We start from the raw sequence: 24,692 nt of genomic DNA on the forward strand, positions 1-24,692 counted from the left end.
GCAGGGGCCTCAGGCCACGTTGACCCGCCGGCCGGGCGGGGCCGCCTCCAGCCAGGCCAGAAAGCCGGTCAGGGCGTCCTCGCTCATCGCCAGCTCCAGCCGGGTGCCGTGGTGCAGACAGGCGAGCACCAGGGCGTCGGAGAGCAGGGCGAGCTCCTCCTCGCCCTTGGGCGTACGCCGCTCCAGCACCTCGATGGCGTCGCGCTCCAGCACCCGGCGGGGCCGGAAGGCGTAGGAGAAGACCCGGAACCACTCGACACGGTCGCCGTTGTAGCGGGCGACCCCGTACACCCACCCCTTGCCGCTGGGCTCGGACCGGCCGTCGCCTCCGTCGGCGCTCCAGCGCAGTGAGCAGTCGAAGGTTCCGCCGGAGCGCTGGATCAGCCGTCGCCGCAGACCGAAGACGAAGAGTCCCACCACCACGAGCGCGACGACCACGCCGCTCACAAGCAGAGCGAGGGACATCTTCACCGACCTCCTCGCGTCATCCGGAAAACCGCACCTGCATTACCACAGCCGCGGACCGCTGAAGGAGTATTCCAGCGAGGTCCGCGGCTGAGGTTCTCGACCGTACGTGACAGGCTCAGTGCACTCCTGCCACCGCGCGCAGTCGGACGTCGGCGCGCCGTTCGGCGGCGGCGTCCGCCTCCGACTTGGCACGCTCCAACGCCCGCTCCGCGCGCTTGACATCAATCTCGTCGGACAGCTCCGCAACCTCGGCCAGCAGCGAGAGCTTGTCGTCAGCGAACGAGATGAACCCGCCGTGCACCGCGGCGACGACCGTTCCGCCATCGCTCGTACGGATGGTCACCGGGCCGGACTCCAGGACACCGAGCAGCGGCTGGTGGCCGGGCATCACGCCGATGTCACCCGATGTGGTGCGCGCGATGACCAAGGAGGCCGTGCCGGACCAGACACTCCGGTCCGCCGCGACCAGCTCGACATGCAGCTCAGCAGCCAACGTGGCTCCTCGGGTCTACCTGCCGGGTACGACAGGGCTTCGTCACAGAATAACGGGCGTTCGGAGAGGGGCGGGACCGGGCCCACCCCTCTCCCATGAGCACTGGGCTCAGGAGACGCCCAGCTCCTTGGCCTTCGCCTTGAGGTCGTCCAGGCCACCGCACATGAAGAACGCCTGCTCCGGGAAGTGGTCGAACTCACCGTCGGCGATCGAGTTGAACGCCGCGATGGACTCGTCCAGCGGGACGTCCGATCCGTCGAGGCCGGTGAACTGCTTCGCCGCGTGGGTGTTCTGCGACAGGAAGCGCTCGATACGGCGGGCGCGGAAGACGGTGAGCTTGTCCTCCTCGCCGAGCTCGTCGATACCCAGGATGTTGATGATGTCCTGGAGGTCCTTGTACTTCTGGAGGATCGACTTCACGCGCGAGGCGCAGTCGTAGTGGTCCTGCGAGATGTAGCGCGGGTCCAGGATCCGGGACGTCGAGTCCAGCGGGTCCACCGCCGGGTAGATGCCCTTCTCCGAGATCGGCCGGGAGAGCACCGTCGTCGCGTCGAGGTGCGCGAAGGTGGTCGCCGGAGCCGGGTCGGTCAGGTCGTCCGCGGGGACGTAGATCGCCTGCATCGAGGTGATCGAGTGACCACGGGTCGAGGTGATGCGCTCCTGGAGGATACCCATCTCGTCGGCCAGGTTCGGCTGATAGCCCACCGCGGAGGGCATCCGGCCGAGCAGGGTCGAGACCTCGGAACCGGCCTGGGTGAAGCGGAAGATGTTGTCGATGAAGAACAGCACGTCCTGCTTCTGCACATCGCGGAAGTACTCCGCCATGGTCAGACCGGCCAGGGCGACCCGCAGACGGGTGCCCGGGGGCTCGTCCATCTGGCCGAAGACCAGCGCGGTCTGCGGGAGAACGCCGGACTCGGCCATCTCCTCGATCAGGTCGTTGCCCTCACGGGTGCGCTCACCGACACCGGCGAACACGGAAACGCCCTCGTGCAGCTTGGCCACACGCATGATCATTTCCTGGATGAGGACGGTCTTGCCGACGCCCGCGCCGCCGAACAGACCGATCTTGCCGCCCTTGACGTACGGGGTCAGCAGGTCGACGACCTTCAGACCGGTCTCGAACATCTCGGTCTTGGACTCGAGCTGGTCGAAGGCCGGGGCCTTGCGGTGGATGGACCAGCGCTCGGTGACCTCGGACTCGGCCTCGGGCTCGTTGAGGATCTTGCCGAGGGTGTTGAACACCCGGCCCTTGGTGACATCGCCGACCGGCACCGTGATGCCGTCGCCGGTGTTGGTCACCGCGGCCTGGCGGACCAGACCGTCGGTGGGCTCCATGGAGATCGCGCGGACCACGCCCTCACCGAGGTGCTGGGCAACCTCGAGGGTCAGGGTCTTGATCGCACCCTCGGCGGAGGGGTCGGCGACCTCGACGGTCAGTGCGTTGTAGATGTCCGGCATCGCGTCGACGGGGAACTCCACGTCGACGACCGGGCCGATGACCCGCGCGACGCGGCCGGTGGCCCCGCCAGTCACGGGGGCCGTCTCAACAGTGGTGGTCATAGTTGTCAGTCACTCCCCGCAGAGGCGTCGGCCAGAGCGCTCGCGCCACCGACGATCTCGCTGATTTCCTGGGTGATGTCGGCCTGGCGGGCCGCGTTGGCAAGCCGCGTGAGCGACTTGATCAGTTCTTCGGCATTGTCGGTCGCCGACTTCATCGCCCGCCGGGTGGCCGCGTGCTTGGAGGCGGCGGCCTGGAGGAGGGCATTGTAGATACGCGACTCGACGTACCGCGGCAGCAGGGCGTCGAGGACGTCCTCCGCCGACGGCTCGAAGTCGAACAGCGGGAGGATCTCGCCCTTCTTGGCCTGCTCCTCCGCCGTGTCCTCGAGGCTGAGCGGCAGCAGCCGGCTGTCGACCGGCGACTGCGTCAGCATCGACACGAACTCGGTGTACACGATGTGGAGCTCGTCCACCCCGCCCTCGGCCGTCGGCTGGAGCACGGCCTCGATCAGCGGACCCGCGATCTTCTTGGCGTCCGCGTAGGTCGGGTTGTCGGTGAAGCCGGTCCACGACTCCGTGATCTTGCGCTCACGGAAGCCGTAGTAGGCCACGCCCTTGCGGCCGACGATGTAGGTGTCGACCTCCTTGCCCTGCGCGGTGAGCCGCTCGGTGAGCTGCTCGGCCGCCTTGATGACGTTGGAGGAGTAACCGCCGGCCAGACCCCGGTCGCTCGTGACGAGCAGCACGGCGGCCCGCGCCGGGTTGTCGGTCTCCGTCGTCAGCGGGTGCTGGGTGTTGGAGCCGGTGGCGACCGCGGTCACCGCCCGGGTGAGCTCGGTGGCGTACGGAGTCGAGGCCGCCACCCGGCGCTGCGCCTTGACGACGCGCGAGGCGGCGATCATCTCCATCGCCTTGGTGATCTTCTTGGTCGCGGAGACGGACTTGATCCGCCTCTTGTAGACCCGGAGCTGGGCACCCATGCTCAGCCCTCGCCCAGCAGCTTGCCGTCCGAGGTCTCGAACTGCCGCTTGAAGGTGTCCACCGACTCAGCGAGCGAGGCGATGGTGTCGTCGGACATCTTGCCGCCCTCGACGATGGAGGTCAGCAGGCCCTTGTGCTCACGGTGCAGGTAGTCCAGCAGCTCACGCTCGAAGCGGCGGACGTCCTCGACCGGAACGTCGTCCATCTTGCCGTTGGTACCGGCCCAGATGGAGACGACCTGGTCCTCGGTGGCGTACGGGGCGTACTGCGTCTGCTTCAGCAGCTCGACCATGCGCGCACCGCGCTCCAGCGACGCCTTGGAGGCCGCGTCCAGGTCGGAGCCGAAGGCGGCGAACGCCTCGAGCTCGCGGTACTGGGCGAGGTCCACCCGCAGTCGGCCGGAGACCTGGCGCATCGCCTTGTGCTGCGCGGAGCCACCGACTCGGGAGACCGAGATACCGACGTTCAGCGCGGGGCGCTGGTTGGCGTTGAACAGGTCCGACTCCAGGAAGCACTGGCCGTCGGTGATGGAGATGACGTTGGTCGGAATGAACGCCGACACGTCGTTGGCCTTGGTCTCGACGATCGGCAGACCGGTCATCGAACCGGAGCCCATCTCGTCGGAGAGCTTGGCGCAGCGCTCCAGCAGCCGGGAGTGCAGGTAGAAGACGTCACCCGGGTACGCCTCACGGCCCGGCGGACGGCGCAGCAGCAGGGAGACGGCGCGGTAGGCGTCGGCCTGCTTGGACAGGTCGTCGAAGACGATCAGGACGTGCTTGCCCTGGTACATCCAGTGCTGACCGATGGCCGAGCCGGTGTAGGGGGCCAGGTACTTGAAGCCCGCCGGGTCGGACGCCGGGGCGGCGACGATGGTGGTGTACTCCAGCGCGCCCGCCTCCTCCAGCGCGGCGCGCACGCCCGCGATGGTGGAGCCCTTCTGGCCGATGGCGACGTAGATGCAGCGGACCTGCTTCTTCGGGTCGCCCGAGCGCCAGTTGTCGCGCTGGTTGATGATCGTGTCGACGCACAGCGCGGTCTTGCCGGTCTGGCGGTCGCCGATGATCAGCTGACGCTGGCCACGGCCGATCGGGGTCATCGCGTCGACGGCCTTGTAGCCGGTCTCCATCGGCTCATGCACCGACTTGCGGTCCATGACCGTGGGGGCCTGCAGCTCGAGGGCGCGGCGGCCCTCGGTCTCGATCTCGCCGAGGCCGTCGATCGGGGCACCCAGCGGGTCGACGACGCGGCCGAGGTAGCCCTCGCCGACGGCGACCGAAAGGACCTCGCCGGTGCGCTGCACCTGCTGGCCCTCCTCGATCCCGCTGAACTCACCGAGGACAACCGCACCGATCTCGCGCTCCTCGAGGTTGAGGGCGAGGCCGAGGGTGCCGTCCTCGAACTTCAGCAGTTCGTTCGCCATGGCCGAGGGAAGTCCCTCGACCTTCGCGATGCCGTCGCCGGCAACGCTGACCGTACCGACCTCCTCGCGCGAGGCCGCGTCCGGCTTGTACGCCTGGACAAAGTTCTCCAGCGCGTCCCGGATCTCCTCCGGCCGGATCGTGAGCTCCGCCATCTGGGTTCCCTGCTCTCCTTGTTGGGCCCGAAGTATCTGACTACGGCCCAACTCGGGCCGCTTACATGCTTGTTGAGTTGGTGGCTGTGTCAGCCGGCCATCCGGCGGGCCGCCTCGTCGAGACGTTCCGCGATGGTCCCGTTGATGACCTCGTCGCCGATCCGCACCGCGATCCCGCCGAGGGCCTCCGGGTCCACATCGAGGTTGAGGTGGACCTGGCGGCCGTACAGCTGGGCCAGAGCCGCGCCGAGGCGCTGCTTCTGCTGATCGCTGAGCGGTACCGCCGAGGTCACGACAGCAACCGTACGGTCGCGGCGTGCCGCGGCCAGCTTGGTCAGCTCGTCGAGACCCGCTTCCAGGCTACGTCCGCGCGGCTGGGTGACCAGACGCACCACAAGGCGCTCGGTCACCCGGTCCGCCCGGCCGTCGAGCAGCCGGCGCACCAGGTCGGCCTTGGCCGTGGTGCTCGCGTTCCGGTCGGACAGCGCGCTGCGCAGCTCCGGCGAGGAGGAGACGATCCGGCTGAACCGGAACAGCTCGTCCTCGACGTTGTCGAGGGTGCCGGCCCGCTGGGCCGCCACGAGGTCGGCGGCGGACGCCAGCTCCTCGATCGCGTCCGCCAGATCACGCGAACGCGACCAGCGGGAGCGGACCATCCCGGACACCAGGTCGACGGTCTCGCCGCCGACCTGCCCGCTCAGCAGGCGTCCGGCCAGCTCGGCCTTGGCCTCGCCGGGCTGCGCCGGGTCGGTGAGGACCCGACGCAGTGAGACCTCGCGGTCGAGCAGCGCGGTGACGGCGGCCAGCTCATCGGCGAGCTTCGTGGCGTCGACGGAGGTGTTGTCCGTCAGGGCGTCGAAGCGCTCGCGCGCGGCTGCCAGTGCCTCCCTGCTCGCTCCGTTCATCGGCCGGCCTCGGCCTTCGAGCCGTCCGCGGCCTTGGCCTCGAGCTCGTCGAGGAACCGGTCGATGGTGCGGCTCTGCCGGGCGACGTCCTCGACGGACTCGCCGACGATCTTGCCGGCCAGGTCGGTGGCGAGCTTGCCCACGTCCTGGCGCAGTGCCTGGGCGGCCTGCTTGCGGTCGGCCTCGATCTGGGCGTGACCGGCGGCGATGAGCTCCTCACGCTGCCGCTGGCCCTCCGCGCGCATCTCGGCGATGAGCGCGGCGCCCTGCTCCTGCGCCTCCTGGCGCAGGCGCGCGGCCTCGTGACGGGCGTCCGCGAGCTGGGCGCGGTAGTCCTCGAGGACCTGCTGGGCCTCGGCCTGAAGGGCCTCGGCCTTCTCCATCCCGCCCTCGATGGCCTCGCGACGCTCATCCAGAACACGGTTGATGTTCGGGAGAAGCTTCTTCGCGAGGAACACGAAGACGATGGCGAAGGCGATCAGGCCGATGACCAGCTCCGGGATCGGCGGGATGAGGGGGTTCTCCTCCTCAGCCGCCACCTGTACCAGGGCGTTCATCTCAGTGCCTTCCGTCTGTGGTGGTCAACGCGGTGCGTCAGGACTTGAAGAGGAAGCCCATGACGATACCGATCAGCGCGAGCGCCTCACAGAACGCGAAGCCCATGATCTGGTTGGCGCGGATCAGGCCGGCCGCCTCGGGCTGACGGGCCAGGGCCTGGGTGCCGTTACCGAAGATGATGCCGACGCCGACGCCGGGGCCGATGGCGGCGAGACCGTAACCGATCGAACCGAGGTTGCCGGTGACGCCGTCGGCGGCGAGGGTCTGGAGAGCGGACATGCCGGTTCTTCCTTCTCTTTCATGGACCGGTGGGGGTTGGCCACCGGACGTCTCTTTGACAGGGAGGCGGGCAGCTCAGTGGTGCTCGGCGAGCGCGCCCTGAACGTAGTTGCAGGCCAAGAGCACGAAGACGTACGCCTGGACGGCCTGGATGAAGAGCTCGAACGCGGTCAGCAGGATCGTCATGATGAACGACGCGCCCGCGTAGGCGATCCCGATGCCGTTCAGCAGGTACCAGCTGCCGATGGTGAACATCAGCAGCAGGAGATGGCCCGCGAACATGTTGGCGAAGAGCCGGACCGCGTGAGTGAAGGGCCGGATGATCACGTTCGAGAAGAACTCGATCACGACGATCATGGGCAGGATCCCGCCCAGCGACTTGTCGTAGCCGGTGATGTTCTTCCAGCCGCCGACGAACCCGTGCTTCTTGAACGTCAGGTACATCCACATGATGTAGACGATCGCGGCGAGACCGGCCGGGAAGGCGATGATCGACGTCACCGGGAACTGGGCGACCGGAATGATCGACCAGAGGTTCATGATCCAGACGAAGAAGAACAGGGAGACCATGAAGGGGACGTACTTCTCGCCCTCCTTCTTCCCCAGGGCCTCGTAGACGAGCCCGCGGCGCACGAAGTCGTAGCCCGCCTCGCCGACCATCTGGAGCTTGCCCGGGACCACCTTGGCGCGGCCGAAGGCCGCCCAGAAGAACCAGATGACAACGCCGGTGCCCAGCAGGGCCAGCAGCATCGGCTTATTGAACTCGAAACCGCCCACCGTGAAGAGCGGCTCGAACTTGAACGAATGGAGTCCGGGTGCCGGGAAGCCGCACCCATCGAAGATGTGGCAGTTCGTCTCGAAGGCGAGCGTCTGGTCAGAACTCACCGCGAGCTCCTTCAGCGTGGCGCATGGGTACGGCAACCTCGTTGTGTCGGCGCGGCACACGGCCACGGAACGGCACTGGACTGGTCTTACGGATGTGGGGGCGGCTGATCGGCGGGGGGCCGAAGGCTGTGTCGGGCATCAGCTGCATGGGCCGCCGATTCCACCCCGCGGAATACGGGGGTTCGGCTACCTGCGCCCGCTGTGCCTCAGATGGCACCGGACGATAGCAGGTGAGCGGACGTGCCTTTATACCGGCCCTACCGATCACGATGTGGACCCGGCGGGAGCGGACTTCTTCGCCCCCTCGGGCTTGCGTTCGTCCTCGGCTTCGGGCTGCACGTAAAGGATCTTGGCCTTCATATGGGCGCGGGCCTGTGCGGCAATCCACACCAGAACCGCGGCGAGCAGCGCGAGGCCGAATGCCTTGGTGGAGAACAGGGTGGTGTCCCTGAACACCGCGAGCAACACCGCGACCAGCAGGAACTGGGTCATGTAGAGAACCAGCCCCATCATCTGGAACAACTGCGGAAGGTACTTGGCGGTGCGCTCCAGCACGATGAGGCCGGTGGCCATCACCGCGGCACCCAGAAGCGCCCCGAAGGAGGCTCCGAGCGCGCCCTTTCCACCGGCGACCACAGCACTGACAGCGACGGCGACCACCCCGGCAACGGCCGTGGGCGCGGCGCAACTCAGAAGCGTTCGGGCGTCGTTGGACTGCATGAAGGGTTCTCCGGCAAGAGTCGGAAGCAGCGTTTCGTCGTGAACGAGCGTATCCCGGGGGATGAGGGAGACCTCGCGACGAAGGACCGTCGCACTACGGCCCCTCGGCTCTGGCACCGGGTTTAGTGAACGGTATCACAAACTATTTGATGAGGTCTTTACCTGCCAAGTGTGCTGCCCGTCACACACAGGAGTTATGGACTCCACATCGCGCTGACGCCATGACGTTCCGCATTGCGGAGATCAGCACTCCGGAACGGAGATCACCCAGAGATCACTGGGGAGTTCACCAGGGCGCTCACCGCGGAGTGCCGATCTTCCTGCGGTGGGTGAACCGGGAACGGTCGCCGATCGCGGTGGCGCCGTTGATCCCGGCCGGCATCGGCCGCGGCGCGGACTCCTCCGCCACCGGATCCGTGGTTCCGGCGTCGCCGGCCTCGGTATCGGCCACGGCCTCCGCCCGCGCGCCCCGGTGGCCACGGCGGTAGCGCGGCGGTACGAAACCCTCGGCCCAGCTCGGCACCCGCGGGGTGAACCGCGGCAGCAGCAACAGCACCAGCCCTACCCCGCTCAGCGCCACGATCGCCAGCACGAACCACATACCGACGCTGTTCACCGAGTACGCCACCGCACCGAAGGCGATCAGCGCCGACCAGAAGTACATGATCAACACGGCCCGGCTGTGCGAGTGGCCGATCTCCAGCAGCCGGTGGTGCAGATGGCCGCGGTCGGCCGCGAACGGCGACTGGCCCCGCCAGGTGCGCCGCACGATGGCCAGCACCAGGTCGGCGAAGGGCACCGCGATGACGGTCAGCGGCAGCAGCAGCGGAATGTAGACCGGCACGGTGGCGTGCACCGCGGCCTTCTCGGACCCGGCGAACAGCTTCATCGCGTCCGGGTCCACCTGGCCGGTGATGGAGATGGCACCCGCCGCCAGCACCAGGCCGATCAGCATCGAGCCGGAGTCGCCCATGAAGATCCGCGCGGGGTGGATGTTGTGCGGCAGGAAGCCCACGCACATGCCCATGAGGATGGCCGCGAACAGCGTCGCGGGGGCGGCGGCCTCCAGGCCGTAGCCGTACCAGATGCGGTAGGCGTACATGAAGAACGCGGCGGCGGCGATGCACACCATGCCGGAGGCCAAACCGTCCAGCCCGTCAACGAAGTTGACCGCGTTGATGGTGATGACGACCAGCGCCACCGTCAGCAGTGTGCCCTGCCAGGGCGTCAGCGAGACCGGTCCCACACCGGGCACCGGCAGCCACAGGATGGTCAGACCCTGGAGCACCATCACCCCCGCGGCGATCATCTGGCCGCCCAGCTTGATCAGCGCGTCCACGCCCCACTTGTCGTCCAGCACACCGAGCAGCCAGATCAGCCCGGCGCCCGAGAGCAGCGCGCGCGGCTCGTTCGACGTTTCGAAGACGTCCTTGAGGTTGGTGAGGTGAGCGGCGACCAGCAGCCCCGCGCACAGCCCGCCGAACATGGCAATGCCACCGAGCCGCGGCGTGGGCTCGCGGTGCACATCACGGGCACGGATCTCCGGCATCGCGCCAGCCGCGATGGCGAACTTCCGCACCGGCCCGGTCAGCAGATAGGTGACCGCGGCCGTGATGCACAGAGTCAGCAGGTATTCACGCACAGGCTGCCCCAGAGGTATCGCTGGCCATCACAGCCACACACCCTATGCGTGTCGGACCACTGCCGGTGAACGTACTTACAGACGTCCTACACCTTCGGATGGTTGCACGAGTCGGCCCACGTCCGGATAGGGCGGAAATCTGCCGGCCAGTTCCGCCACCTTCTCCCGTATCACGCCCTCGTCCCGCAGCGCGGTTCCGATCAGCGCGGCTATGCGTTCCATCTCGGGTGTTCCCATCCCCTGCGTGGTCACCGCCGCGGTGCCCAGCCGCAGCCCCTTGACGCACCCTCCGGGCTCCGTCGCGGACGCCAGCGCACAGGTGTCCAGCACGATCCCGGAGGCGGCGCAGCGGGTCCGTGCGGCGCGTCCCTCCAGGCCCAGCGGGGCCGGATCCGCGGTGATCATGTGGGTGTCGGTACCGCCGGTGGTGACCGCGAGACCCTCCGCGACCAGCGCGTCGGCCAGCATCCGGGCGTTGGCCACCACCCGCTGCGCATAGGCGGTGAAGGCGGGCGCCGCGGCCTCACCGAACGCCACCGCCTTGGCCGCCACGGTGTTCATCTGGGCACCGCCCTGGGTGAACGGGAACACCGCCCGGTCGATGCGCTCGGCCAGGTCCGCCCCGCACAGCAGCATCCCGCCGCGCGGTCCGCGCAGCACCTTGTGTGTCGTTGCGCACACCACGTCGGCGTACGGCACCGGACTGGGCGCCGCCTTGCCCGCGACCAGCCCGATGGGGTGTGCGGCGTCGGCGATGAGATACGCCCCCACGTCGTCCGCCACGGCCCGGAAGGCGGCGTAGTCGGGGTGGCGGGGATAGGTGATCGAGCCGCACACGATGGCCTTCGGCCGGTGGGCCCGGGCCAGCCCGCGGAGCTGGTCGTAGTCGATGAGCCCGGTGGCCGGGTCCACGCCGTAGCCGATGAAGTCGAACCAGCGGCCGGAGAAGTTCGCCGGGGAACCGTGGGTGAGATGGCCGCCGTGCGTCAGCGCCATCGCCAGCACGGTGTCGCCGGGCCGCAGCAGCGCGGCATACGCGGCCAGCACCGCCGAGGAGCCCGAATGCGGCTGCACATTGGCGTGCTCGGCGCCGAACAGGGCCTTCGCGCGGTCCTGGGCGACCCGCTCGGCGATGTCCACCAGTTCACAGCCGCCGTGGTGGCGGGCTCCGGGGTAGCCCTCGGCGTACTTGTTGGCCAGCGGCGAGGCCAGGGCGGCGAGGACGGCGGGCGAGGTGAAGTTCTCCGCGGCGATCAGCTGGAGCCCGCTGGAGACGCGGTCCATCTCGCTCACGATGATCCCCGCCAGCTCGGGGTCCTGGCGGGCGAGCGCCGCGAAGTCGGGTCCCCAGGGGGTACGGCCCAGGGCAGCGGGGGGATCGGCGGAGGTGCCGCCCCGGGGCCCGGCGGGGGTGACGGCCATCGCTGCTCACAGCCTTGGGAGGGTTCGGGCGTCACCCCCAAATGTAGGCCGGGCGGGCCGTTGGTGCGCGGCGTACCGCCGCCGCGGCCACCGCGGCCCCGGCGGTCCTCAGGCCGGGGCGGGGACCCCCGTGAGGGCCGTGACGACCGGGTCCAGCGCCTGGTGGATCTCGTCGCCGATGGAACGGAAGAAGGTGATGGGCGCGCCGTAGGGGTCGTACACCTCGTCCGCCTCCTCGCTGGGGGCCAGCAGCCAGCCGCGCAGCGCCGCCGCCGCCTGCACCAGCGCGCGGGCGCGCTCGACCACCCCGCCCGCCTCCTCCGGGTCGGGGAGGGTGGCGGGGTCTATGGCCCGTACCAGCCGGGTGAACTCCTTGAGGGTGAAGGTGCGCAGACCCGCCGAGTGCCCCATCGAGATGACCTGGGCGCGGTGGTCACGGGTCGCGGTGAGCACCAGATCGGCCCGGATGACGTGCTCGTCGAGCAGTTCGCGGCCGAGGAAGCCCGCCGGGTCGGCGCCGAAGTCGGTCAGGACGGTCGCGGCGTGCGCCTCCATGGGCGCGCCCTCGTGCCCCCAGGTGCCCGCGCTCTCCACGATCAGTCCGCTGGTGCGGGCGCTGCCGAGGCGGTGGGAGAGGGCATGCCGGGTCAGCCGCTCGGTGATCGGCGAGCGGCAGACGTTGCCGGTGCTGACGTGGAGGATGCGGAAGGCGGTCTCGGCGTGCTTCGCCCGGTGTTCCGCTATGCCACGCCCCGTCTCAGGGGCTGTCAATTGGCCACCTCGAGGTCGGGGACGACCTCGCGGAGCTGCTCCGCGGTGAGCGCGCCCGCGCGGAGCAGCACCGGCACCTTGCCGGTGACGTCGACGATGGAGGACGGGACGGCGGCGGGGGTGGGCCCGCCGTCGAGGTAGACCGAGACGGAGTCGCCGAGCATCTCCTGGGCGGCGTCGCAGTCCTGCGGGGACGGATGTCCGGTGAGGTTGGCGCTGGAGACCGCCATCGGACCGAAGTCGTTGAGCAGCTCGATGGCGACCGGGTGCAGCGGCATCCGGATCGCGACGGTGCCACGGGTCTCCCCCAGGTCCCAGGTGAGCGACGGCTGGTGCCGGGCGACCAGGGTGAGCGCGCCGGGCCAGAAGGCGTCGACCAGCTCCCACGCCTGCTCGGAGAAGTCGGTGACCAGGCCGTGCAGGGTGTTCGGGGAGCCGACGAGGACGGGGGTGGGCATATTGCGGCCCCGGCCCTTGGCTTCCAGCAGATCGCCGACCGCCTCGGCGCTGAAGGCGTCCGCACCGATCCCGTAGACGGTGTCGGTGGGCAGCACGACCAGTTCGCCGCGGCGGACCGCGGACGCGGCCTCGCGCAGGCCGGTCTTGCGATCGGTGGCGTCCCCGCAGTCGTAGCGCCGTGCCATTAACGGACCTCCTCGTAACGGGCCAGGGTGGGGTGCGGTGCCGCCGTCACGGCATGGCCTTCCGCGCGGTGGCGAACCGGGGCCGGTTGTTCAGGTCGGGGTGGTCGGCGGCGTCCGCCCAGCCACGCTCCTCCGTGAAGATCCATGGCACCTGGCCGCCCTGGGTGTCTGCGTGCTCGATGACCACAACCCCTCCCGGACGCAGCAGCCGGTGGGCCGTACGCTCCAGGCCGCGGATCACATCGAGGCCGTCCTCGCCGGAGAACAGCGCGAGCTGGGGGTCGTGGTCGCGGGCCTCCGGTGCGACGTACTCCCACTCGGTCAGCGGGATGTACGGCGGATTGCTGATGACGAGGTCCACCTGCCCGTCGAGCTCGGGCAGGGCCGTCAACGCGTCTCCGTGCTGGAGAACGACGCGGGACCCCTCGACGTTCTTGCGGGCCCACTGGAGGGCGCCCTCGTCCAGCTCCACGGCGTGCACCCGGGAACGCGGCACCTCCTGGGCGAGGGCGAGGGCGATGGCCCCGGAGCCGGTGCACAGGTCCACGATCAGCGGTTCGACGACGTCCATGGCCCGGACCGCGTCTATGGCCCAGCCGACCACCGACTCGGTCTCCGGGCGGGGCACGAACACGCCCGGCCCGACCTGGAGCTCCAGATAGCGGAAGAAGGCCCGGCCGGTGATGTGCTGGAGGGGCTCGCGGGCCTCGCGGCGGGCGACCGCCTCCCAGTAGCGGGCGTCGAAGTCGGCGTCGGCGACGCTGTGCAGCTCACCCCGCTTGACGCCGTGCACAAAGGCGGCGAGCTCCTCGGCATCGAAGCGCGGGGAGGGCACGCCCGCGTCGGCCAGCCGCTGGGTGGCCTGGGCCACCTCGGCGAGCAGCACGTTCACTCAATTCCTCCAGCCGGTCCGGACAAGGGCACAGGGGTTCCCGGTGGGTGCTCAGCTCGCCGCGGCCAGCTTGGCGGCCGCGTCGGCGTCCACGCACGCCTGGATCACCGGGTCGAGTTCGCCGTCGAGCACCTGGTCCAAGTTGTACGCCTTGAAGCCGACCCGGTGGTCCGAGATCCGGTTTTCCGGGAAGTTGTACGTACGGATGCGCTCGGAGCGGTCGACGGTGCGGACCTGGCTGCGGCGGGCGTCGGACGCCTCCTTCTCGGCCTCCTCCTGGGCCGCGGCCAGCAGCCGCGAGCGCAGGATGCGCAGCGCCTGCTCCTTGTTCTGGAGCTGGCTCTTCTCGTTCTGGCAGGAGACGACGATGCCGGTGGGCAGGTGGGTGATGCGCACCGCGGAGTCGGTGGTGTTGACCGACTGGCCGCCGGGGCCGGAGGAGCGGTAGACGTCGATCCGCAGATCGTTGGGGCCGATCTCGACCTCGACCTCCTCGGCCTCCGGGGTGACCAGCACTCCGGCGGCGGAGGTGTGGATACGGCCCTGCGACTCGGTGGCGGGCACCCGCTGCACGCGGTGCACCCCGCCCTCGTACTTCAGCCGGGCCCATACGCCCTGGCCGGGCTCGGTCGTGCCCTTGGCCTTGACCGCGACCTGGACGTCCTTGTAGCCGCCGAGGTCGGACTCATTGGCCTCGAGGATCTCGGTCTTCCAGCCCACGCGCTCGGCGTAGCGCAGATACATCCGCAGCAGATCGCCCGCGAACAGGGCGGACTCCTCGCCGCCCTCGCCCGCCTTGACCTCCAGGATGACGTCCTTGTCGTCGCTGGGGTCGCGGGGCACCAGCAGCAGCCGGAGCCGCTCGGTGAGCTCCTCGCGCCGCAGCTCCAGTTCCTTCACCTCGTCGGCGAAGTCCGGGTCGTCCTGGGCGAGCTCCTGGGCCGTGCCGATGTCGTCGCCCGCCCGCTTCCAGTCGCGGTAGACGGCGAGGATCGGGGTCAGCTCGGCGTAGCGCTTGTTGAGCCGCATCGCCTCTCGCTGGTCGGCGTGGACCGCGGGGTCGGCGAGCCGCTTCTCGAGGTCGGCGTGTTCGCCGATGAGTTCCTCGACCGCCTCGAACATCGGGGGCTCCCTGGGTGGTCTGCGTGGGCTTGCGGGAAAGAGCCGGGAAGGCCGTGTGACGACAAAACGCCGGTCCGGTCGCCCCAGGAGAGGGGCGACCGAAGACCGGCGCCGTACGGGTCGCTACTTCTTGGCGGACCCGGCGTTCTTGCCGAAGCGGGCCTCGAACCGCGCCACACGGCCACCGGTGTCGAGGATCTTCTGCTTGCCCGTGTAGAACGGGTGGCACTCGGAGCAGATGTCGGCGCGGATGGTGCCGCCGCTCACGGTGCTACGGGTGGTGAAGGACGCGCCACAGGTGCAGCTGACCTGCGTCTCGACGTACTCCGGGTGGATGTCGCGCTTCAAGGGATTCTCCTAGGTTCGGGAGGGTGCCGGGTCGACGGGCGGGTTGCCCGTCGTGAACCGGGACCGACGGTCCAGTCTGCCAGCACTGGCCGTATCCCCCAAAACCGGGGGTGGGGCCCGGATATTCCCGGGCCCCCACCGCGCCGCGCGGGGCGGCGTGGACCCGCGTTACTTGACGACCTTGCCCGCGCTGGTGGCGTCGCCGGCCGAACCCTTGGTGGCGGACGCGGGGATCGGCCGGTCCTGCCGGAGGGCCCGCCACATCAGCCCGGACTTGCGCTCCATGGGCAGCACCCGGTCGGGGTTCGCGGGGTCGTACTGGACGGGCAGCGTGGTCATCTTCATGTCGCCCGAACCGATGCCCTTGAGGCTCTTGGCGAAGCCCATCAGCTTGTTGACCGAGGCGAGCTCGGAGTCGGTGGTGAGGGCCTTGGTGGAGGTGTCCGCCAGGTCGTAGAGCTTCTTCGGGTTGCCGTACAGGTCGACCTGCTTGACCTGGTCCAGCAGCGCCTTGACGAACGCCTGCTGGAGCTTGATCCGGCCGAGGTCGCTGCCGTCGCCGACACCGTGCCGGGTCCGCACCAGGCCGAGGGACTGCTCTCCGTCGAGGTTGTGCGGGCCGGGCTCGAGGTCGAGGTGGCTCTGCTTGTCGTGGATCGGCGTGGTGGTGGTGATGTCGACCCCGCCGAGGTCGTTGATCAGCTGCTTGAACCCGGAGAAGTCGACTTCGAGGTAGTGATCCATGCGTATGTGGGTCAGGGACTCAACGGTCTTCACGGCACAGGCCGGGCCGCCGACCTCGTAGGCGCTGTTGAACATGGCCTGCCGCGCCTGGGGCGTCTCCTTGCCGTCCTTCACGCAGGAGGGGCGCTTGACCATGGTGTCCCGCGGGATGCTGACCACGCTGGCCTTCTGGCGGCCCTGGTAGACGTGAACGATCATCGCGGTGTCGGAGCGCGAGGTGCCCTCGTCCTTGCCGTACTTGGCGTTCTTCCCGGCCCGGGAGTCGGAGCCGAGGACGAGGATGTCCATCGAGCCGTTGTCGACGTTCTTGGGGCGGTCGGAGCCCAGGGCGTTGTTGATGTCGACGCTGGTGAGATTGCCGTTGAGCCGGTAGTAGAGGTACCCGAGTCCGGCACCTCCGAGGACCAGCACGGCGGCCAGGGTCCATATCGTGTAGTGCACCGCGCGGCGGCGGGTGCTGGGCGGTTTGCGGCGGCTACCGGATCCACTCGTGCGGGGACGGCCCGGGTTCACCGGCTTTCCGCTGCTGTCGTCAGCCATGTGCTCCTCAGTCCTCGTCCCCCGGCTACCCCCTGCCGTCACGGTCAGGCCTGGCGTCACGGTGTCGTCGGATGCGTGTGTCGACCAGACAGACGACAGGCCGAGGGTCAGGGTTGCACATGTTGTTTTCTGTGTTTTCGCTCGGCCAGCACCCGGAGCCGTTCGTCCGCTTCGTCCCTATTGCCGACCTGACCTGCGCTTTTACTCTCCATCGCGCCATCGCGGCCGGTCCGTGAGGATCTCGGCCACTGTGGTTCAGATCTCAACGACAACCTCGGCAACGATCGCGGCGGCGATCTCCGCGGCCTTCTCGATCACCCTCCCGACGGCGAAGGGGCCTCCCCGCCGTGGCGGGAAGGCCCCTTCTGGGAGCGTGCCGGATCAGTCGCCGTTGCCCGGGGTGGGCGTGGTCTTGGCGATCTGCATCAGGAACTCGGCGTTGGACTTGGTCTGCTTCATCTTGTCCAGCAGCAGCTCGATGGCCTGCTGCGAGTCCAGCGCGTGCAGCACCCGGCGGAGCTTCCAGACGATGTTCAGCTCCTCCGGCGCCAGCAGGATCTCTTCCTTGCGGGTGCTGGACGGGTCGACGTCCACCGCCGGGAAGATGCGCTTGTCGGCGAGCTTCCGGTCGAGCTTGAGCTCCATGTTGCCGGTGCCCTTGAACTCCTCGAAGATCACCTCGTCCATCCGCGAGCCGGTCTCGACCAGCGCGGTGGCCAGGATGGTCAGCGAGCCGCCGTCCTCGATGTTGCGCGCGGCGCCGAAGAACTTCTTCGGCGGGTAGAGCGCGGTGGAGTCGACACCACCGGAGAGGATGCGGCCGGAGGCGGGCGCCGCCAGGTTGTACGCACGGCCCAGACGCGTGATCGAGTCCAGCAGCACCACCACGTCATGACCCAGCTCGACCAGGCGCTTGGCCCGCTCGATCGCCAGCTCGGCGACGGTGGTGTGGTCCTCGGCCGGGCGGTCGAAGGTCGAGGAGATGACCTCGCCCTTGACCGACCGCTGCATGTCGGTGACCTCTTCCGGCCGCTCGTCGACGAGGACGACCATCAGATGGCACTCGGGGCTGTTGCGGGTGATCGCGTTGGCGATCGCCTGCATGATCATGGTCTTGCCGGTCTTCGGCGGGGCCACGATCAGACCGCGCTGGCCCTTGCCGATCGGCGCGACCAGGTCGATGATCCGGGTCGTCAGCCCGCTGGCCTCGGTCTCCAGCCGCAGCCGGTCCTGCGGGTAAAGCGGCGTCAGCTTGCCGAACTCCGGCCGCCCGCGCCCGGTTTCGGGCGCCATGCCGTTGACCGAGTCCAGCCGGACCAGCGCGTTGAACTTCTCGCGGCGCTCGCCCTCGCGCGGCTGACGGACCGCACCGGTGACGTGATCGCCCTTGCGCAGACCGTTCTTGCGCACCTGGGCGAGCGAGACGTACACGTCGTTCGGGCCCGGGAGGTAACCGGAGGTCCGGATGAACGCGTAGTTGTCGAGGATGTCGAGGATGCCCGCGACCGGGATCAGCACATCGTCCTCGGACACCTGCGGCTCGTTGCCGAAGTCGTCGCGGCCACGGCGGCCACGGCGGTCGCGGTAACGGCCGCGGCGCCCGCGGCGCCCGCCGTCGAAGTCGTCGTCGGCGTCATCGGCGGCGGCGCGCTGCTGGCCCTGGCCACGTCCGTCGCGCTGCTGGCGGCCGCCGCCCTGCTGGCCGTCGTCGCCCTTGCCGCCGCGGCGGTCACGCTGGCCGCCGCGCTCCCGGCGGTCGCCCTTCTGGCCGCGCTCCTGGCGGTCCTGACGGTCCGCAGCGGCCTTGCCGCCCTTGCCCTCGGCGGTGTCCACGGCGGCCTCGGCCTTCGCGTCCGCCTTGGTCTCGGTCCGGGCGCCGGCCGCGGTGTCGGTCCGGGTCTCCGCCTTGGTCTCGACGGCGGTGGCCGTGGCCCCCTGCTCGGGGCTCGCGGCGGGCGCGGTCGCGCGACGACGGCGGCGCTCACCGGCGGGCTGCTCGTCGGCTGCGGGCTCGCCCGGCTGGCCGGGGATCTCGATCTGCTGCTGCGCCACGGCCTTCTCGGCCTTGTCGCTGTCGCTCTTCTCCGCCTTGGCGGCCTTGTCCGCCTTTTCCGCCTTCTCGGCCTTGGCCGCCTTCGCGGTCTTCTCCTGCTTGCCCTCGTCGGCGCTGTCATCGCCGGTACGGACCCGGGAGGTGGTACGGCGCTTGGCCTTGGTCACCCCCTCGCCGGAGGCGGTCTCGGAGCCCTGGGCTCCGCCGGAGCCCGCGGCCTGCTTCTCCTTGATGACCTCGATCAGCTGGCTCTTGCGCATCCGCGCGGTGCCCTTGATGCCGAGGCTCGAGGCGAGCTGCTGGAGCTCGGCCAGGACCATGGCGTCAAGGCCGGTGCCCGAGCGGCGTCGCCGCGGGGCAGTGCCAGTGGCAGCACCGGTGGCAGGCGCGGCGGGAGCGTCCGTAGCGGGCGCGGCGGCATTGCCGACACTGCTGTCGGAGGTGCCTGAGGCGTTCACGCCCATCAGATCGGTGGTGTCGCTCACGAAGGGTCCTTCCCTGGAGCGGGCGTCGGCCTGTCTGGCTCGGCGACCGGTTGTGCTGTCCGGCTGTGGTCCTTCCGTTACGGACCGGGCCGGGGCGGTGGTCCGCCGGGTACGGCGGAGAGATCAATTCATGGTTCCGGCGAGACGGAAGACTTTCCTCGGCTCCATCACGCCGATTCCGGAGCGTGCTCGATACTGCTCAGGCAGGCTGCTCAGGCAGTGCTGGGAGGCTCCCGGAAGAAGGGTGGTCCCGGATGGGGACACTGAGCACCTCGCCTCCGAGTACATCCAAGAGGCATCCAGTGCAGACTTGAGGTTAACACTACCGGATCCAACAAATATTCCCCCTCTCCAAGACCGGCAATCGAGTTTTCCCAGCGCCCGGGCCGTTCCGGGCGTGGAGTCAGCTGAGCGGCAGAACGCTCGCCCCCCCGGCGTCGAGAGCCAGCCGGTTGGCCGCCCATCCCTCACCCGCCAGTCGTGCGACCTTGTCGGCCGCACCGTCCTCGACCAGCGCGAGCACCGTGGGGCCCGCACCGGAGATAACCGCAGGGACGCCGTCCGCGCGCAGTCGGTTCACCAGGCCCACGCTCTCGGGCATCGCCGGAGTGCGGTATTCCTGGTGCAGCCGGTCCTCCGTGGCCGCGAGCAGCAGCTCGGGACGCCTGGTCAGGGCCTCCACGAGCAGGGCCGCCCGCCCCGCGTTGACCGCCGCGTCCACATGCGGAACGGTGCGCGGCAGCAGTCCGCGGGCGGTCTCCGTGAGCACCGGGCTGCCCGGGACGAAGACCACCGGAACGATGGAATCGGCTGGGTCCATCCTGATCGCCCGCGCGGCTCCCGCGTCCGTCCAGGCGAGGGTGAAGCCGCCGAGCAGACACGCGGCGACATTGTCGGGGTGGCCCTCGATCTCGGTGGCCAGTTCCAGCAGCGCCGCGTCGTCGAGCTTTTCGGCGCCGCCTATCGTCACCGCCCGCGCGGCGACGATCCCGGCGCAGATGGCGGCGGAGGAGGACCCCAGACCCCGGCCGTGCGGAATCCGGTTGGCACACACCACCTCAAGACCCCGCGGCTGCCCGCCCAGCAGGTCGAACGCGGTGCGCAGGGACCGTACGAGCAGATGACTCTCGTCGCGCGGCAGGGTCTGTGCGCCTTCGCCCGCGATGTCGACGTGCAGACCGGAGTCGGCCACCCGGACCACCACGTCGTCGTAGAGCCCCAGGGCCAGACCGAGGGCGTCGAAGCCGGGGCCGAGATTGGCACTCGAGGCGGGGACGCGCACTCGGACGGCGGCGGCGCGGAACGCTGGACCGGCCATCGCTCGATGACTCTCCTTGTGATTGCGTGAGATTGCTCGAAGAGGTACGGAAAACCGCGGGGGTTGTCACGCGAAGTACGGCGACGCCGCGCAGAGGTGAGTGCTCTGCGTCGGGGCGGATTCAGTACAGCCTATCGAAGGAAGGTTCTGTGGCGACATAGGGCGCACGGGAGGCGCACGATGCGTGTCGCGCCCCCTGCCATCGTCCGGGACCACTCTACTGGAGCGTTCCGCGCGCCCTCTTCGCTCCCGTGCATCTCCTCCACTCCTTGAGTGGATCTTGAGAAAACCGCCGGTCGGAGCGGGGCGGGCGGCAGGACCGGAACGGGCCGGGATCCGGTGGATCCCGGCCCGCGGCGTCAGACCAGTCCGAGCCGAACGGCCGCCGCGTCCGCGTCCACCGGGACCACAACCGGCTGGGGCGCGCCCGCGACCGCCCAGTCCGGGTCCTTGAGCCCGTTGCCCGTCACCGTGCACACGATGCGCTGGCCCGGGTCGACCAGACCCTGCTCGGCCGCCTTCAGCAGCCCCGCCACGCTGGCCGCGGAGGCCGGCTCCACGAAGACGCCCTCCTGGGAAGCGAGCAGCCGGTAGGCGGCGAGGATCTGACGGTCGGTCACCTCGTCGATGAGGCCGCCCGACTCGTCCCGCGCCTGCTCGGCGAAGCTCCAGGAGGCGGGGTTGCCGATACGGATCGCGGTGGCGATGGTGCTGGGCTCGCGGACCGGCTCACCGCGCACGATCGGCGCCGCGCCGGACGCCTGGAAGCCCCACATCCGGGGGGTGCGGGTGGACCGGGGCTCCTGGCCCCCGAACGGCGCCGCGTACTCCTTGTAGCCCTTCCAGTAGGCCGTGATGTTGCCCGCGTTGCCCACCGGGAGCACATGGATGTCGGGCGCGTCGCCGAGCATGTCCACGATTTCGAAGGCCGCGGTCTTCTGCCCCTCGATACGGGCCGGGTTGACCGAATTGACCAGCGCCACCGGGTACTTCTCGGACAGTCCGCGCGCCAGCGTCAGACAGTCGTCGAAGTTCCCGTCGACCTGGAGGATCTTCGCGCCGTGCACCAGGGCCTGGCCCATCTTGCCCAGCGCGATCTTCCCCTGCGGGACCAGCACCGCGCAGACCATCCCGGCCCGCACCGCGTAGGCCGCGGCCGAGGCCGAGGTGTTGCCGGTGGACGCGCAGATGACGGCCTTGGCACCGGCCTCCTTGGCCGCGCTGATGGCCATTGTCATCCCGCGGTCCTTGAAGGACCCGGTGGGGTTGGCGCCCTCGACTTTGAGATGGACGTCACAGCCGGTGCGCTCGGAGAGCACCTGCGCGGGCACGAGCGGGGTGCCGCCCTCGCGGAGGGTGACGACGGGCGTCGTCCCGCTGACCGGGAGACGGTCGCGGTACTCCTCGATGATGCCCCGCCAGCCGTGCCACCGGCGGGTGCCGGACATGCGCGCCCCGGCGTCGGCGATTGCGTTCATTTCTTCCTTACTCCCCTGCTACTCCCGGCCCCGCTGCTGTGCGGTACGCCCGCGTCCCACGCTCCACCCGCTCTCTACTCGCCCTCGACCCGCATGATGCTGGCGACGTCGCGGACCGTGTCGAGGCGGCGCAGTGTCTCCACGGTCGCCGACAGCGCGGCGTCGCTCGCGCGGTGGGTCACGACGACGAGGGACGCCTCGCCATCCTTCCCCTGCTGGCGGACCGTATCGATCGACACTCCGTGCTCGGCGAAGACTGTCGCGACCTGAGCGAGAACTCCCGGCTTGTCGGCGACATCAAGGCTGATGTGGTATCGCGTGACCACATCGCCCATGGGGCTCACCGGAAGCCTGCTGTAGGCGGACTCCCCCGGTCCGGCAGCGCCCGCCAGCTTGTTGCGGCAGGCGGCGACCAGGTCGCCCAGCACCGCCGAGGCAGTCGGCGAGCCACCGGCCCCCGGCCCGTAGAACATCAGCTGACCGGCGGCCTCGGCCTCCACGAACACCGCGTTGTACGCCTCGCGGACCGAGGCCAGCGGATGGGCCAGCGGAATCATCGCCGGATGCACCCGCGCGGTGACCGACCGGCCGTCGGCGGCGCGCTCACAGATCGCGAGCAGCTTGACGGTGCAGCCCATCCGCTTGGCGGAGGCGATGTCGGCCGCGGTCACCTCGGTGATGCCCTCGCGGTGCACATCGTCGAGGGTGACCCGGGTGTGGAAGGCGATCCCGGCGAGGATCGCGGCCTTGGCCGCGGCGTCGAACCCCTCGACGTCGGCGGTGGGGTCGGCCTCGGCGTAGCCCAGCGCGGTGGCCTCGTCCAGCGCCTCGCTGTAGCCCGCGCCGCTGCCGTCCATCCGGTCGAGGATGAAGTTGGTGGTGCCGTTGACGATGCCGAGGACGCGGTTGACCTTGTCGCCGGCCAGCGATTCGCGCAACGGCCGCACCAGCGGGATCGCACCCGCGACCGCCGCCTCGTAGTACAGGTCCGCGCCGCGCTCCTGGGCGGCGGCGTGCAGGGCAGCGCCGTCCTGGGAGACCAGCGCCTTGTTGGCGGAGACCACGCTCGCGCCGTGCTCGAACGCGGTGGTGATGAGGGACCGCGCGGGCTCGATCCCGCCGATCACCTCGACCACCACATCGATGTCCCCGCGTTTGACCAGGGCGGTGGCGTCGGTGGTCACCAGGTGCTCGGGCACCCCCTCGCGGACCCGGTTGGGGCGCCGTACGGCCACCCCGGCCAGCTCCACCGGAGCCCCGATACGCGCCGTGAGGTCGTCCGCGTGCGTCGTCATGATGCGCGCCACCTCTGAGCCCACTACTCCACAGCCCAGCAGCGCCACCTTCAGCGGACGCGTACGCATCATCCGACCTCGTTTCTCATCCATCGTTGAGTGCACCAGTCTCAGGCACTGGACGGAATTTCCTATCCCGGGTCCAGTATCCGAGATTTATTTCTCGCTAGCCGACATCGAGCCGCAGGAGATCTTCCTCGGTCTCGCGCCGGACGATTTCCCGCGCCTGTCCGTCGCGCACGGCGACGACCGGCGGACGCAGCGCGTGGTTGTAGTTGCTCGCCATCGAGCGGCAGTAGGCGCCGGTGGCGGGGACGGCGATCAGATCGCCGGGCGCCAGATCGGCGGGCAGAAAGGCGTCCCGCACCACGATGTCACCGGATTCGCAGTGCTTGCCCACGACGCGGGAGAGCATCGGCTCGGCGGTGGAGGTACGGGAGACCAGCGCCACCGAGTACTCGGCGTCGTAGAGCGCGGTACGGATGTTGTCGGACATCCCGCCGTCGACGCTCACATACGTCCGCAAGCCCGGCAGCTCCTTGACCGTCCCCACCTCGTACAGCGTGAACGCGGTCGGCCCGACGATCGCCCGCCCCGGCTCGACCGACAGCCGCGGCACCGCGAGACCTGCCCCCCGGCACTCGCGGAGCACGATCTCGCGCAGCGCCGCGGCGATCTCATGCGGTTCGCTGGGGTCGTCGTCCACGGTGTACGCGATACCGAGGCCGCCGCCGAGGTCGATCTCGGGCAGCTCCACCCCGTGCTCGTCACGGACCTCCGCCAGCAGCCCGACCACCCGGTGGGCGGCCACCTCGAACCCGGAGGTGTCGAAGATCTGCGAGCCGATGTGCGAGTGGATACCGATCAGTTCCACCCCGTCCAGCTTCAGCGCCCGCCGCACCGCCTCGGCGGCCAGCCCGCCCGCCAGCGGGATCCCGAACTTCTGGTCCTCGTGCGCGGTCGCGATGAACTCGTGGGTGTGCGCCTCCACGCCCACGGTGACCCGGATCTGCACCCGCTGCCGCCTGCCGAGCCGCTGCGCGATATGCGCCACCCGCACGATCTCCTGGAAGGAGTCGAGCACGATCCGCCCGACCCCGGCCTCGACCGCCCGTGTGATCTCCCGCGTCGACTTGTTGTTCCCGTGCAGCGCGATCCGCTCCGCGGGCATCCCGGCGGCCAGCGCCGTGGCCAGCTCCCCCTCGGAGCACACATCGAGGTTGAGCCCCTCCTCGTGCAGCCAGCGCACCACGGCCCGGGAGAGGAACGCCTTCCCCGCGTAGAACACGTCGGCCTCGTCCCCGAACGCCTCCCGCCAGGCACGGCAGCGGGCCCGGAAGTCCTCCTCGTCCAGGAAGTAGCCCGGCGTCCCGAACTCCTCGGCCAGCCGCGTGACGTCGATCCCGCCCACGGTGGCGACACCGTCGGCGTTCCGGGCGACGGTACGGGACCAGACGCGCGGGTCGAGCTGATTGAGATCGGTGGGCGGCGCGCTGTAGTGCCCCTCGGGCAGGACATCGGCGTAGCGGGGCCCGGCGGGGTGGGCGGAACGGCTCATGGTGTCTCTCTCGCA

General features: G+C 69.7%; 23 protein-coding genes. All 23 read right to left on the minus strand.

Features of this window, described 5'->3' with window-relative positions:
• Positions 1–9: 9 nt before the first annotated feature.
• The 23 genes from JK363_RS02975 to lysA all read right to left on the minus strand — a co-directional run bounded on the left by JK363_RS02975 (position 10) and on the right by lysA (position 24,677).
• A complete protein-coding gene (locus JK363_RS02975; protein ID WP_201871195.1) occupies positions 10–465 on the minus strand; it encodes a DUF2550 domain-containing protein in 456 nt (151 codons plus the stop codon).
• Between the two features lie 118 nt (positions 466–583).
• Positions 584–961, minus strand: coding sequence for a F0F1 ATP synthase subunit epsilon (locus JK363_RS02980; protein WP_176180613.1), 378 nt, complete (start codon positions 959–961; stop codon positions 584–586).
• 108 nt (positions 962–1,069) lie between these two features.
• Positions 1,070–2,524, minus strand: a complete 1,455-nt coding sequence (atpD, locus tag JK363_RS02985; protein WP_201871196.1) for a F0F1 ATP synthase subunit beta — start codon at positions 2,522–2,524, stop codon at positions 1,070–1,072.
• 5 nt (positions 2,525–2,529) lie between these two features.
• On the minus strand, positions 2,530–3,444 hold the full coding sequence (locus tag JK363_RS02990; protein ID WP_201871197.1) for a F0F1 ATP synthase subunit gamma: 915 nt from the start codon (positions 3,442–3,444) through the stop codon (positions 2,530–2,532).
• 2 nt (positions 3,445–3,446) lie between these two features.
• A complete protein-coding gene (atpA, locus tag JK363_RS02995; protein ID WP_201871198.1) occupies positions 3,447–5,018 on the minus strand; it encodes a F0F1 ATP synthase subunit alpha in 1,572 nt (523 codons plus the stop codon).
• Between the two features lie 89 nt (positions 5,019–5,107).
• Entirely contained in the window at positions 5,108–5,923 is an 816-nt protein-coding gene (locus tag JK363_RS03000; RefSeq protein ID WP_201871199.1) for a F0F1 ATP synthase subunit delta, read from the minus strand.
• A complete protein-coding gene (locus tag JK363_RS03005) occupies positions 5,920–6,480 on the minus strand; it encodes a F0F1 ATP synthase subunit B (RefSeq protein WP_201871200.1) in 561 nt (186 codons plus the stop codon). Before JK363_RS03005 ends, JK363_RS03000 begins: the two co-directional genes overlap by 4 nt.
• 37 nt (positions 6,481–6,517) lie before the next feature.
• Complete coding sequence (gene atpE, locus JK363_RS03010; RefSeq protein ID WP_020868408.1) at positions 6,518–6,760, minus strand: ATP synthase F0 subunit C; 243 nt, start codon at positions 6,758–6,760, stop codon at positions 6,518–6,520.
• A gap of 75 nt (positions 6,761–6,835) precedes the next feature.
• Positions 6,836–7,645, minus strand: a complete 810-nt coding sequence (atpB, locus tag JK363_RS03015) for a F0F1 ATP synthase subunit A (protein WP_201871201.1) — start codon at positions 7,643–7,645, stop codon at positions 6,836–6,838.
• 264 nt (positions 7,646–7,909) lie between these two features.
• A complete protein-coding gene (locus JK363_RS03020; protein ID WP_201871202.1) occupies positions 7,910–8,365 on the minus strand; it encodes a Cg1360 family ATP-synthase-associated protein in 456 nt (151 codons plus the stop codon).
• A gap of 298 nt (positions 8,366–8,663) precedes the next feature.
• Positions 8,664–10,019 carry an MraY family glycosyltransferase gene (locus JK363_RS03025; protein ID WP_201871647.1) on the minus strand — a complete coding sequence of 452 codons (1,356 nt, stop codon included), beginning with the start codon at positions 10,017–10,019 and terminating at the stop codon, positions 8,664–8,666.
• A 63-nt stretch (positions 10,020–10,082) separates the two neighbouring features.
• Positions 10,083–11,429: a serine hydroxymethyltransferase gene (gene glyA / locus JK363_RS03030; protein ID WP_201871203.1), complete on the minus strand. Its 1,347-nt coding sequence runs from the start codon at positions 11,427–11,429 to the stop codon at positions 10,083–10,085.
• A 108-nt stretch (positions 11,430–11,537) separates the two neighbouring features.
• The gene (locus JK363_RS03035; protein ID WP_215910466.1) at positions 11,538–12,200 is read right to left on the minus strand and encodes an arsenate reductase/protein-tyrosine-phosphatase family protein; all 663 of its coding nucleotides are present in this window, start codon (positions 12,198–12,200) and stop codon (positions 11,538–11,540) included.
• Positions 12,197–12,844: an L-threonylcarbamoyladenylate synthase gene (locus JK363_RS03040; protein ID WP_201871204.1), complete on the minus strand. Its 648-nt coding sequence runs from the start codon at positions 12,842–12,844 to the stop codon at positions 12,197–12,199. The genes JK363_RS03035 and JK363_RS03040 overlap by 4 nt, the downstream gene beginning before the upstream one ends.
• Before the next feature lie 46 nt (positions 12,845–12,890).
• Positions 12,891–13,736 carry a peptide chain release factor N(5)-glutamine methyltransferase gene (prmC, locus tag JK363_RS03045; protein WP_201871205.1) on the minus strand — a complete coding sequence of 282 codons (846 nt, stop codon included), beginning with the start codon at positions 13,734–13,736 and terminating at the stop codon, positions 12,891–12,893.
• Between the two features lie 51 nt (positions 13,737–13,787).
• On the minus strand, positions 13,788–14,858 hold the full coding sequence (gene prfA / locus JK363_RS03050; RefSeq protein ID WP_201871206.1) for a peptide chain release factor 1: 1,071 nt from the start codon (positions 14,856–14,858) through the stop codon (positions 13,788–13,790).
• Between the two features lie 123 nt (positions 14,859–14,981).
• Positions 14,982–15,206 carry a 50S ribosomal protein L31 gene (gene rpmE / locus JK363_RS03055; RefSeq protein WP_176180627.1) on the minus strand — a complete coding sequence of 75 codons (225 nt, stop codon included), beginning with the start codon at positions 15,204–15,206 and terminating at the stop codon, positions 14,982–14,984.
• Between the two features lie 168 nt (positions 15,207–15,374).
• Positions 15,375–16,490 (minus strand): LCP family protein, encoded by a 1,116-nt coding sequence (locus JK363_RS03060; protein ID WP_201871207.1) that lies wholly within the window; start codon positions 16,488–16,490, stop codon positions 15,375–15,377.
• Between the two features lie 381 nt (positions 16,491–16,871).
• On the minus strand, positions 16,872–19,028 hold the full coding sequence (rho, locus tag JK363_RS03065; RefSeq protein WP_201871208.1) for a transcription termination factor Rho: 2,157 nt from the start codon (positions 19,026–19,028) through the stop codon (positions 16,872–16,874).
• 403 nt (positions 19,029–19,431) lie between these two features.
• Positions 19,432–20,346 (minus strand): homoserine kinase, encoded by a 915-nt coding sequence (gene thrB / locus JK363_RS03070; protein WP_201871209.1) that lies wholly within the window; start codon positions 20,344–20,346, stop codon positions 19,432–19,434.
• A 359-nt stretch (positions 20,347–20,705) separates the two neighbouring features.
• Positions 20,706–21,794: a threonine synthase gene (gene thrC / locus JK363_RS03075; RefSeq protein ID WP_201871651.1), complete on the minus strand. Its 1,089-nt coding sequence runs from the start codon at positions 21,792–21,794 to the stop codon at positions 20,706–20,708.
• 104 nt (positions 21,795–21,898) lie between these two features.
• On the minus strand, positions 21,899–23,191 hold the full coding sequence (locus JK363_RS03080; RefSeq protein ID WP_201871210.1) for a homoserine dehydrogenase: 1,293 nt from the start codon (positions 23,189–23,191) through the stop codon (positions 21,899–21,901).
• A 94-nt stretch (positions 23,192–23,285) separates the two neighbouring features.
• Positions 23,286–24,677, minus strand: a complete 1,392-nt coding sequence (lysA, locus tag JK363_RS03085; RefSeq protein WP_201871211.1) for a diaminopimelate decarboxylase — start codon at positions 24,675–24,677, stop codon at positions 23,286–23,288.
• Positions 24,678–24,692 lie beyond the last annotated feature (15 nt).

Origin of the sequence: Streptomyces coffeae (assembly GCF_016741875.1) — a bacterium.
Taxonomy (GTDB): Bacteria; Actinomycetota; Actinomycetes; order Streptomycetales; family Streptomycetaceae; genus Streptomyces; species Streptomyces coffeae.

Coding starts and splice junctions, on each gene's coding strand:
- atpE (WP_020868408.1), bottom strand. CDS start 6,760: ATGTCCGCTCTCCAGACCCTCGCCGCCGACGGCGTCACCGGCAACCTC.
- thrB (WP_201871209.1), bottom strand. CDS start 20,346: ATGGCCGGTCCAGCGTTCCGCGCCGCCGCCGTCCGAGTGCGCGTCCCC.
- thrC (WP_201871651.1), bottom strand. CDS start 21,794: ATGTCCGGCACCCGCCGGTGGCACGGCTGGCGGGGCATCATCGAGGAG.
- JK363_RS03020 (WP_201871202.1), bottom strand. CDS start 8,365: ATGCAGTCCAACGACGCCCGAACGCTTCTGAGTTGCGCCGCGCCCACG.
- JK363_RS03040 (WP_201871204.1), bottom strand. CDS start 12,844: ATGGCACGGCGCTACGACTGCGGGGACGCCACCGATCGCAAGACCGGC.
- JK363_RS03080 (WP_201871210.1), bottom strand. CDS start 23,191: ATGATGCGTACGCGTCCGCTGAAGGTGGCGCTGCTGGGCTGTGGAGTA.
- atpD (WP_201871196.1), bottom strand. CDS start 2,524: ATGACCACCACTGTTGAGACGGCCCCCGTGACTGGCGGGGCCACCGGC.
- JK363_RS03060 (WP_201871207.1), bottom strand. CDS start 16,490: ATGGCTGACGACAGCAGCGGAAAGCCGGTGAACCCGGGCCGTCCCCGC.
- JK363_RS03005 (WP_201871200.1), bottom strand. CDS start 6,480: ATGAACGCCCTGGTACAGGTGGCGGCTGAGGAGGAGAACCCCCTCATC.
- atpA (WP_201871198.1), bottom strand. CDS start 5,018: ATGGCGGAGCTCACGATCCGGCCGGAGGAGATCCGGGACGCGCTGGAG.
- JK363_RS02975 (WP_201871195.1), bottom strand. CDS start 465: ATGTCCCTCGCTCTGCTTGTGAGCGGCGTGGTCGTCGCGCTCGTGGTG.
- prfA (WP_201871206.1), bottom strand. CDS start 14,858: ATGTTCGAGGCGGTCGAGGAACTCATCGGCGAACACGCCGACCTCGAG.
- glyA (WP_201871203.1), bottom strand. CDS start 11,429: ATGGCCGTCACCCCCGCCGGGCCCCGGGGCGGCACCTCCGCCGATCCC.
- lysA (WP_201871211.1), bottom strand. CDS start 24,677: ATGAGCCGTTCCGCCCACCCCGCCGGGCCCCGCTACGCCGATGTCCTG.
- JK363_RS02990 (WP_201871197.1), bottom strand. CDS start 3,444: ATGGGTGCCCAGCTCCGGGTCTACAAGAGGCGGATCAAGTCCGTCTCC.
- JK363_RS03000 (WP_201871199.1), bottom strand. CDS start 5,923: ATGAACGGAGCGAGCAGGGAGGCACTGGCAGCCGCGCGCGAGCGCTTC.